Genomic DNA, 1,002 nt, shown 5'->3' with positions numbered 1-1,002 from the left:
ACCCGCCGCCCGCTTCCCGAAAAGCTGGAACCACTTGTGCTTTTGCGGGCAGCGGTATTTTCCCGGACTGAATAAAATGATGAAGTTATTCCGGACAATTCCATACATATTCCGTTAATCGTCAATAACAAGTTTGATTGACTCTCACTTCCTGCTGGCAATTCCCTAAACATCATCACCTGACCATGACTGACTCCCCCGATACCGGCCAGGATAACCCTGTTACCATTCTGATATCAGCAGCGGTGGCGGGAATCATAACCGGTGTGCTCTGCTCATTCCTGCGCGGTGCAATAGGTTACCTGATACAGATACGTCAATCATATCTTGTAAGTGATGGCAATAGCGACGCTGGATCCATTGTTATACTTTTATCTGCCAGCACATTAATGAGTGTTGTGGCTGCCTGGCTGGTGTTTCGACTGGCCCCGGAAGCCAGAGGTTCAGGCATTCCGGAGGTGGAGGGAGCCATTGAAGGGCTGCGTACGGTGCGCTGGTGGCGCATTATGCCCGTTAAACTGGCAGGTACGATTTGTACACTCAGTGCCGGAATGGTCCTGGGAGTTGGCGGGCCATCGGTACAACTTGGTGCCAGCAGTGGCCAGATGGTCCATGAGCTTTGCCGTTTTCAGGACAGGCGCAGTCACCATATGCTGATGGTGTGTGGCACTGCTGCCGGAATGGCTGCGGCTTTCAATGCGCCACTGGCGGGTATTCTGTTTGTGGTGGCAGAGGAGATGCTGCCGGACGTTCATTATTCCTTTATCTCTTTCAAGGCGGTGATTATTGCCACCATCACGGCCACCATCACCTGCCGGTTATTGCATGGTAATAGCCCACTGTTTGCCCTGCCACAATGCCACCATTTACCGCTGTCTGCCTTGCCTCTGGTCATTATTATGGGCATGATCTGCGGTCTGGTGGGTGTCGTCTTTAACCACATGGTGGTGATTGTTCGCCATGCATTTGTTTTGTTTCACCGGGATAACCCCGGATATTATC

Annotated in this window: 1 protein-coding gene; it reads left to right on the top strand. The window is 51.9% G+C overall.

Going from position 1 to position 1,002, the window contains the following annotated elements:
- Nucleotides 1–185: 185 nt before the first annotated feature.
- Nucleotides 186–1,002: chloride channel protein (locus KDK14_RS19785; protein WP_257266944.1), on the top strand; the 817-nt coding region annotated here is incomplete at its 3' end.

Source organism: Endozoicomonas sp. ONNA2, from assembly GCF_024606365.1.
GTDB lineage: Bacteria > Pseudomonadota > Gammaproteobacteria > Pseudomonadales > Endozoicomonadaceae > Endozoicomonas.
Note: the sequence above shows the minus strand (reverse complement) of the source record. Positions and strands in the feature narration are given on the sequence as shown.